The sequence below is a fragment of the Burkholderia sp. FL-7-2-10-S1-D7 genome, from assembly GCF_001524185.1.
Taxonomy (GTDB): Bacteria; Pseudomonadota; Gammaproteobacteria; order Burkholderiales; family Burkholderiaceae; genus Burkholderia; species Burkholderia diffusa.
Genome location: NZ_LOWY01000089.1, coordinates 1 through 1147 on the forward strand (window position 1 = coordinate 1; position 1147 = coordinate 1147).

1 protein-coding gene is annotated in these 1147 nt (G+C 67.7%); it reads left to right on the top strand.

The window, feature by feature from the left end:
* Nucleotides 1–1020, top strand: a 1020-nt coding sequence (locus tag WS75_RS26510) for a pseudouridine synthase (protein WP_156429895.1), incomplete at its 5' end; no start/stop codon positions are given.
* Between the last annotated feature and the right edge of the window lie 127 nt (nucleotides 1021–1147).

A 1147-nucleotide genomic window follows, 5' to 3' on the forward strand; every position in this document is an offset into this window, starting at 1 on the left:
CGCCCGGCGCGTCGCAGCGACGACGATGCGCGTCCGCGCCGCGCAGGCGCCGAAGGCGGCGCACGTGCGCCCTATCGTGACAAGACAGCCGGCGCTGGCGAAAAGCGCAGCTTCGGCGAACGCCGTACGTCGTCCGATCGCCCGGCGCGCCCTGCACGCGAAAGCGAGCGCAGCAACACCGAGCGCCACTCGACGGGCGCCGCGCTAAAGACCGCACAACCGGTCAAGCGCCGCGCCGCCGACGTCGACCACGGCGACGAAACGGGCCTGATGCGCCTGTCGAAGCGCATGTCCGAACTCGGCCTGTGCTCGCGCCGCGAAGCGGACGAATGGATCGAAAAGGGCTGGGTGCTCGTCGACGGCGAACGCATCGACACGCTCGGTACCAAGGTCCGCCCGGACCAGAAGATCGAGATCGACGAGCGCGCGAGCGCCGCGCAGGCCGCGCAGGTGACGATCCTGCTGCACAAGCCGGTCGGCTATGTGTCGGGTCAGGCGGAAGACGGCTACGAGCCGGCATCGGTGCTGATCACGCGCGCGAACCAGTGGAGCGGCGACCGCTCGCAACTGCGCTTCTCGCCGCAGCACCTGCATGCGCTCGCACCGGCCGGGCGGCTCGACATCGATTCGACCGGCCTGCTCGTGCTGACGCAGAACGGCCGGATCGCGAAGCAGCTGATCGGCGAGCAGTCGGACATCGACAAGGAATACCTGGTGCGCGTGCGCTTCGGCGAGCGGCTGATCGACATCGACCAGCACTTCCCCGCGGAATCGCTCGCGAAGCTGCGTCACGGCCTCGAGCTCGACGGCGTTCCGCTGAAGCCCGCGATGGTGAGCTGGCAGAACGGCGAACAGCTGCGTTTCGTGCTGCGCGAAGGCAAGAAGCGCCAGATCCGCCGCATGTGCGAGCTGGTCGGTCTCGAAGTGATCGGCCTGAAACGCGTGCGGATGGGCCGCGTGATGCTCGGCGCGTTGCCGCAAGGGCAATGGCGCTACCTGTCGGCTGACGAGTCGTTCTGACGGCGGCCTCGCGTTGCTTGCGACGCCATGAAAAAAGCCCGCGCAAGCGGTAATGCCGTTCAGTTAAGGTTCTTTCTGAGGAACCGGACAGCGTAACGAGCGGGACGGGACTTGACGGCCCGATATC